Origin of the sequence: Mycobacterium sp., assembly GCF_044370595.1 — a bacterium.
Lineage (GTDB): Bacteria > Actinomycetota > Actinomycetes > Mycobacteriales > Mycobacteriaceae > Mycobacterium.
Window position 1 is genome coordinate 1 of sequence record NZ_JBILVF010000166.1, and the last position, 7294, is coordinate 7294.

The window sequence follows — 7294 nt, forward strand, 5'->3', positions numbered from 1 at the left end:
TTCCCCAACGGCGGCAACGGTGGAACCGGTGGCAACGGCAACCTGGTGTCTAACGGCGGAAAGGGTGGCAACGGCGGCAACGGCGGAACCGGCACCGGCGGCACCGCTGGGGGCAACGCGACCACTTCTGGGGAGCCGGGCGGGGTCGGCGGCACCGGAAACGAAGGCGGCGCAGGCGGTTCCGGCGGAACCGGCGGCCTCGCCGGCGGCCCAGGACTGCGCAACGGTGCCGGCGGCGACGGCGGCCGGGGTGGCGCCGGCGGGATCGGCGGCACCGGCGGAAACGCCCTCTCCAGCGCTGCAGGTGGCGCGGGCGGTTCCGGTGGTGCCGGCGGACCAGGCGGCACAGGCGGCACCAGTCCCACGGGCACCGACGGCAGGATCACCGGCAGCGGTGGAACCGGCGGAACCGGCGGAACCGGAGGCCGGGGCGGAACCGGCGGCAAAGGAAGCTCCGGCGCCAACGGCACGGCTGGGTCCGCTGGCGGAACCGGCGGCCCAGGCGGCGGCGCGGCCGGCGGCACCGGTGGCTCCAGCGGCAAGGGCGGCTCCGGCGGCAAGGGAGGGGCCGGCAGTTCGGCCTAGCGCCTCCGCCTCGACGTCACCGGCGCGGTCTCCGGGGGCCTGAGGGGCACGTGACCACGTCGCCCGCACCGACCCACAACTCTCAGGCCGGTTCGTAGACCCTGGGCTCGAGAGTGCCGATATAGGGCAGATCGCGGTAACGCTCGGCGTAGTCCAAGCCGTAGCCGACGACGAACTCGTTGGGGATGTCGAACCCGACGTAGGAGATGTCGACGTCGGCGCGTACCGCGTCGGGTTTGCGCAGCAGCGTGCACACCCGCAACGACTTCGGTCCGCGCGTCGCCAGGTTGCGCAGCAGCCAGGACAGGGTGAGCCCGGAGTCGACGATGTCCTCCACGATGAGCACGTCGCGGCCGGCGATATCGCGGTCGAGGTCTTTGAGGATGCGGACCACACCGGAGGAGGACGTCGCCGAACCGTAGGAACTGACCGCCATGAACTCCAGTTGGGTTGGCACCGGGATGGCCCGGGCCAGGTCGGTGACGAACATGACCGCGCCCTTGAGGACGGTGACCAGGAGAAGGTCATCAGTGGTGTTCGCGTAGTCGCGGCCCAGGTCCTCCCCGAGTGCGCACGTCCGCTCCCGGATCTGCTCTTGGGAGACCAAGACCGACTTGATGTCCCCGGGGTACAGCTCATGCGCCGACACGCCCACAGCGTGCCATGCCGTACCCCCCAGGACAATCGTCGCGCGATCAGACCGGTTCGGTTCGCAGCGTCAACGCACCGCCGTGACGTTCGGCGAACAGCCGGGTGCGGGGAACACCGCAGCCGACCGCGACCCCGCCCTGGCCGTGCCACCCGGTGACCATCGCATCGACGGCGCGAATCTGAACATCGGTGAGACCGGTGGCTCCCCCGGCCCGCAGCCACGCCCGGATCACCCGTCGCCGCAGCGCGCACGAAAGTTCGGCGATCGCCGCGACACCCAGCGCACCACCGGAACTGGCCGCGCGGTAAGCACTGTCGGCCAGGGCGTCGAGGGCGTCGGTGTCCTCGCGCAGTGCGGCCGCGGTCCGGGCCAACGCCGCGGACACACCGCCGCCCAGCACCTCCTCCAGCAGTGGCAGCACCTCGGCGCGAAGCCGCACCCGGGTGAAACGGCGGTCATGGTTGTGCGGATCGTCCCACGCGGGCAGATCCAACTCCGCGCACACCGCGTGGGTGTGCTGGCGGCGGACCTCTAGCAGCGGTCGGTACCACGGCGGGTCACTGGCCCGCATTCCGGCGATCGACCGGGCGCCGGAGCCGCGGCCCAACCCGAGTAGGACGGTCTCGGCCTGATCGTCGAGGGTGTGGGCCAACAGCACCGGCGCATCGCTGCGGGCCGATTCGAGGGCACCGTAGCGGGCGGCGCGGGCCGCCGCCTCCGGGCCACCGTCGGTGCCGACCTCGACGCGAAGAACCTGTGCCGCAACACAACCAAGGGCATAAGCCTGTAGGCGAGCCGTCTCGGCGACGGCCTGCGACCCCGGCTGCAGTCCGTGGTCGACGATCAGCGCGGTCGTCGGCCGCACCTGTGCGGCTGCCGCGGTCAACGCCAGCGAATCCGGCCCGCCGGAGAGCGCCACACACCAGTCCTGGGCCTCCGGCAGCCAGGCGGCGGCGAAGCCGGCCAGCGTTGCGCGCAGCGAGGCTAGAGGACCCGGTCGATCCACCGCTGCGGGTCTTCGATCTCGTCGGGCAGCGGCAGCGAGTCCGGGTCCGACCACACCGCGTTGAACCGTTCCATCCCGACCCGGCCGACCACATGGTCCACGAAGGCCCGGCCCCGGGTGTACTGGCTGAGCTTGGCGTCGACGCCGAGCAGGGCCCGCAGCAATCGCTGCAGCGGCGGCTGCTTGCGTTCCCGGCGGTCGTCAAACCGCCGCCGGATGAGATGGACCGACGGGACGACCGCGGGGCCGACGGCGTCCATCACGTAGTCGGCGTGCCCCTCCAACAGCGTGCCGAGCACCAGCAGTTGGTCCAGCGCCCGGCGTTGCGGCTCGGACTGCACCGCGCGCATCAGACCGATCACGCCGGAGTTGTGCGGATCGCCGGTTGAGCGCCGGCGGTCCTTGACGAACTCGGCGAGCCGGCCGACGACCTGCCCGATCTCCTCGTCGCGCTCGGTCGTCAACACCGCCAGTGTGCGCGACATGTGTTCCGCGAGCCAGGGATTGGCGGTGAACTGTACCCGGTGGGTGACCTCGTGCAGGCACACCCAAAGCCGGAAGTCCTTGGGGGAGAGCTGCAATTGCCGCTCGACGGAGATGACGTTCGGGTAGACCAGCAGCAGGGCACCGCCCTGACCGTCCTGGTCGCCGGGGGCGAAAGGATCGTACTGACCGAGGATGCCCGAGGAGATGAAGGCCAGGACCGCGCCGGTCTGGGCGCCGGTGATCCGTCCGGTGACGGTGTTGGCCGGGCTGTCAGTGCCTCCGGTCATCACCCGCATTGAGTCCGAGGCCGCCCGGATCCACTGTTCACGGTTGATGATTCGGGGTTGCGGCGCCGGGCCGCCGGCGAAGAGTCCGGTGACTTCACGGACGGGTGATTCGGCGGCCACAGCCGACTCGGCGAGATCGTCGATGGCCTGTCTGCGGGTGTAGTCACTGGCCGGCGGGCCCGGCCGGGCCAGCCGGGCCCCGACGGTTCCGGCGAACCGCCAGTCGACGGCACGGCCGACGGTCAGTTCGGTGGACGACGCCACCGGCTCATCGGTTCGCTCATGAGCCGCAGCCGCAGGTGCGCAGAATGCCGGCCAACGCGTCCAAGCGGGTGCGCCCCTCCATTCCGGCGTTGTTGGAGATGAAGGCGAAACTGAGCACCCGGCCGTTGACGTCGGTGACGATGCCGGCCAGCGAGTTCGTCTTGGTGAGCGACCCGGTTTTGGCCCGCAGCCAGCCCGCGGAGGATTTCTTGGGCTCCACACCCAGGAAACGCTCCGACAGGGTGCCACTGCCGCCGGCCACCGGCAGCATGTCGAGCATCGGCCGCAGGACCGGCTGGTCGGGCCCCGCGGCGGCATTGATGATTTCGTCGAGGGTGTTCGCCGTCAGGAGGTTGGCGACCGAGAGCCCGCTGGAATCGACCAGCGAGGCACCGGTCAGGTCGATGTTGATGGTGGCCAGTTTGGCGAGAGTCGCATCCACCGCCCCGGCGAAGCTGAGCGGACGCCCGGTGGCTTGCGCCACCTCCCGTCCGATGGTCTCGGCCATCACGTTGTCGGACGCGACCATCATCTGCCGTACCCGCTCGATCAGCGGGGCGGACTGCACCGACGCCAGTTGACGTCCCTCGGCGGGGCCGGGGGCCATGGTCACCTTGGCCGGGTCCACGCCGAGGGCCACCGCGAGTGCCCGTCCGGCATCCAGCGCCGGAGTGGGTGAGCGACGCGACTCCATCGTGGTCGGCTGAATCCGGCCGCCGTCGAGCATCACCGTCTGGATCGGCGAGATGTCGCCGCCGGCGATGTCGGCGGGATCCCAGCCCGGAGCCATGTCCGGCCCGGTGTAGAGCGAGTTGTCGACCTGGACTGCCGTCGCCTTGATCCCGCTCTTACGCACCTGATCGGCCAGGTCGTCGATTCTGGCGGCATCGCGGTACCACGTCTCCTCCCGGGGCGGGGCCGCCGAAAGGACCGGGTCACCTCCGCCGACGAGCACCACCACGCCCGGCATCCGCGTCTGGTCGGCAGCCGCAACGGTGGTCGTCACGCGGGCGTTGCGGTCCAAGGTGAGCAGCGCGGCGGCGGCGGTCAGGATCTTGTTCGTCGACGCCGGCTGCATCGGCACATCGGCGCGCTGCTCCCAGATCTGATCCCCCGTCTTGGCGTCGGTGATGCGTCCGCTGAGGTTGCCCAGATTGGGGTTGGCCACCGCGGCGGCCAGAGCCTTGGTCATTCCGGCGGTGGTGGGCGCACTGGCGGAGTCGGAAACCGGAATCAGAGCCGGTTTGGAGGCCGCCGGCGGCCTGGGTGCCGGAGCTGAGGCGTTGCTCCGACCGCCGGAAGTGAGGAGAGCAGCGGCCGCCACCACCACCGCTACCAGCGCAATCACAGCAGCGGCGAGTAGCACGTGGCTACTGCGCCGGGATGTGCGAAGCATGACCTCTCCTTAGGGATTCGCGTCTTATTGTGCCCAACGAGGCCGTGCTGAGGCGAATCCCTCGTTAGGGTTTCTTTCCGTCGTCCCGATCACGGAGGCGGATGGGGCAGCAGAAGGAGTCGCACGGTGCAGTTCGACGTCACGATCGAGATCCCGAAAGGGCAGCGCAACAAGTACGAGGTCGACCACAAAACCGGCCGGTTGCGGCTGGACCGCTACCTGTACACGCCGATGGGCTATCCCGCCGACTACGGCTATATCGAGGACACCCTGGGCGAGGACGGCGACCCACTGGACGCTCTGGTGCTGTTACCCGAGTCGGTGCACCCGGGCGTCATCGTCGAGGCCCGCCCGGTCGCGATGTTCCAGATGGTCGACGACGCCGGTGGCGATGACAAAGTGATCTGCGTCCCGGCCGGCGACCCGCGCTGGGACCACATCAACGACCTCGCCGACGTGCCGGCCTTCGAACTCGAGGCGATCAAGCATTTCTTCGTGCACTACAAGGACCTCGAGCCCGGCAAGTTCGTCGAGGCCGCCAACTTCGTCGGGCGCGCCGAGGCCGAGGCCGAGGTGGAGCGCTCCCGGCAGCGATTCGCCGCTGAGGGCCACTGAAGCCGCCCGATGGCCAGCACGCGCACGGCACACATCGACCCCAAGGGCGAGCAGATCGCGGAGACGATCCTGCTCCCCGGAGACCCGTTGCGGGCCAAGTTCATCGCCGAGACCTATCTCGAAGATCCGCGTTGCATCAACGATGTTCGCGGAATGCTCGGCTTCACCGGAACCTACCGGGGCCGGAAAGTCTCGGTGATGGGCACCGGGATGGGCATCCCGTCGATCTCGCTGTACAGCTATGAACTCATCCATTTTTTCGACGTGAAAAACCTGATCCGGGTCGGCAGTTGCGGTGCACTGCAGCACGGCATCGACCTCTACGACGTCGTGATCGCCCAGGGCGCGTCGACGGACTCCAACTACCTGAGTCAGTTCGACGTGCCCGGGACCTACGCACCGCTGTCCTCCTACCGACTGCTGGAGAAGGCCAAGCGCGTCGCCGATGAGCACGGACAGCGCAACCACGTCGGCAACGTTTTGTCCTCGGACATCTTCTACAACGAGGATCCCGAGGCACTGGGACGCTGGGCGAAGATGGGAATCCTGGCGGTGGAGATGGAGTCCGCGGGACTGTTCGCCAACGCCGCGGCCGCCGGAGTGGACGCGCTGGGAATCTTCACCGTCAGCGACAACATCCTGGCCGACACCCACACCACCCCTGAGGAACGCGAGACGGCGTTCACCACGATGATCGAGATAGCCCTGGAACTGCCGTGACCGGGTCGAGGGCCGGTCTGGCGCTGCATCCCAGACAGGCCGTGCCGGTGCTCCTGGCGCTGTTCGTGTTCTCGCTGATCATGGACAACGGCTTCAAGCTCATGTCGCCGTCGATCGCGTCCTCGCTGGGACTGTCGGAGAACACCGTCAGCCTGCAGGCCACCCTCCCCGGCATCCTCATCGGCATTGGGGCCGTGGTCTACGCCGCGCTGTCGGATTCCATCAGCATCCGCAAACTGATGATCTTCGCCGTCATCGTGATGGCGGTCGGATCGCTGATCGGCTACGCGCTACAGGGCTCATTCACCGGTGTGCTGGTCGGCAGGATCATCCAAACCTGCGGCATCGCGGCGGCCGAGACGCTCTACGTCATCTGGGTCACCAAGCATTTCCACGGCGACGAGCAGAAAAAGTACCTCGGCTACAGCACGGCCGCGTTCCAGTTATCGCTGCTGCTCGGGGCGGTGGGCAGCGGTTTCATCGCCACCTACGTCGGCTGGACCGCGTTCTTTCTGGTGAATCTTGTTGCCCTGGTTGCTATCCCGTTCATCCTGAAGTACGTCCCTGCCGAAGACACCGGCCACACCAGCCTGGATGTTTTCGGGCTCTTTCTGGTCGCCACGATCGCCACCGGAATCGTCTTGTTCATGCAGGACTTCAACTGGTGGTACCTGCTGCCTGCGGCCGCGGCTGCCGCGGTGTTCGGCTGGCACATCGCCGTCCACCCCGACGCACTGATCACCAGGGAATTCTTCGCCAACAAGCGCTACACGATGCTGCTGGTAGTGGTCTTCCTCGTCTACTCGGTGCAACTGGGCTACCAGTTCATCTTCCCGTTCATCGTCAAAGGGGTGTACGGCTGGCCGCTGGCCGAAGTGTCGCTGCTGCTGGTGCCGGGTTACACCGCGGCTGTGCTGGTCGGGGTGTTCACCGGCAAGATCGCGCAACGGCTGAGCTCCAATCGGGCCATCGTCATCGCCATGGTGATGATCGCCCTGGCACTGGTGATCGCCGCCTTCGGTGTCGGCAGGTGGGTCGGCATCTTCGCGGTGTCGATGGTGCTGTTCGGGTCGGGCTTCGCGCTGATGTACGCACCGCTGTTGTCGACGGCGATCCGCGACGTACCGAAGTCCAAGGGCGGCATCGCGATCGGCTTCTACAACCTGACCATCAACATGGCGGTACCCATCGGCATCGCCTACGCCGCCAAACTGCTCAACCTGCGACTGTCGTTGACCTCGTTCGCCGGCCAGTCCGCCGATGAGGCGTCCTACGGTTCGGTG

General features: G+C 68.1%; 8 protein-coding genes. 4 read left to right on the forward strand and 4 right to left on the reverse strand.

The genetic code is table 11. The features are described from left to right. Nucleotides 1–585, forward strand: a 585-nt coding sequence (locus ADBZ5N_RS16145; protein WP_526259135.1) for a hypothetical protein, incomplete at its 5' end; no start/stop codon positions are given. Between the two features lie 82 nt (nt 586–667). On the opposite strand, the gene hpt is transcribed toward ADBZ5N_RS16145, so the two are convergent. From hpt to dacB, 4 genes are read right to left on the reverse strand one after another with little or no spacing between them, the layout of a single operon-like run. Continuing rightward, nucleotides 668–1270, reverse strand: coding sequence for a hypoxanthine phosphoribosyltransferase (hpt, locus tag ADBZ5N_RS16150; RefSeq protein WP_526259149.1), 603 nt, complete (start codon nt 1268–1270; stop codon nt 668–670). Between the two features lie 10 nt (nt 1271–1280). Beyond that, nucleotides 1281–2243, reverse strand: a complete 963-nt coding sequence (gene tilS, locus ADBZ5N_RS16155; protein ID WP_526259137.1) for a tRNA lysidine(34) synthetase TilS — start codon at nt 2241–2243, stop codon at nt 1281–1283. Continuing rightward, complete coding sequence (locus tag ADBZ5N_RS16160) at nt 2222–3280, reverse strand: Rv3626c family coenzyme F420 biosynthesis-associated protein (protein ID WP_526259139.1); 1059 nt, start codon at nt 3278–3280, stop codon at nt 2222–2224. Before ADBZ5N_RS16160 ends, tilS begins: the two co-directional genes overlap by 22 nt. A gap of 16 nt (nt 3281–3296) precedes the next feature. After that, on the reverse strand, nt 3297–4676 hold the full coding sequence (dacB, locus tag ADBZ5N_RS16165) for a D-alanyl-D-alanine carboxypeptidase/D-alanyl-D-alanine endopeptidase (protein WP_526259141.1): 1380 nt from the start codon (nt 4674–4676) through the stop codon (nt 3297–3299). A 126-nt stretch (nt 4677–4802) separates the two neighbouring features. Here dacB and ADBZ5N_RS16170 point away from each other — a divergent pair, with 126 nt between their 5' ends. The 3 genes from ADBZ5N_RS16170 to ADBZ5N_RS16180 all read left to right on the forward strand — a co-directional run. Beyond that, the gene (locus tag ADBZ5N_RS16170) at nt 4803–5291 is read left to right on the forward strand and encodes an inorganic diphosphatase (RefSeq protein ID WP_526259143.1); all 489 of its coding nucleotides are present in this window, start codon (nt 4803–4805) and stop codon (nt 5289–5291) included. Between the two features lie 9 nt (nt 5292–5300). Then, nucleotides 5301–6011: a purine-nucleoside phosphorylase gene (gene deoD / locus ADBZ5N_RS16175; protein WP_526259145.1), complete on the forward strand. Its 711-nt coding sequence runs from the start codon at nt 5301–5303 to the stop codon at nt 6009–6011. After that, nucleotides 6008–7294 (forward strand): MFS transporter (locus ADBZ5N_RS16180; protein WP_526259147.1); only part of this gene is annotated, 1287 nt, incomplete at its 3' end. The genes deoD and ADBZ5N_RS16180, both read left to right, overlap by 4 nt.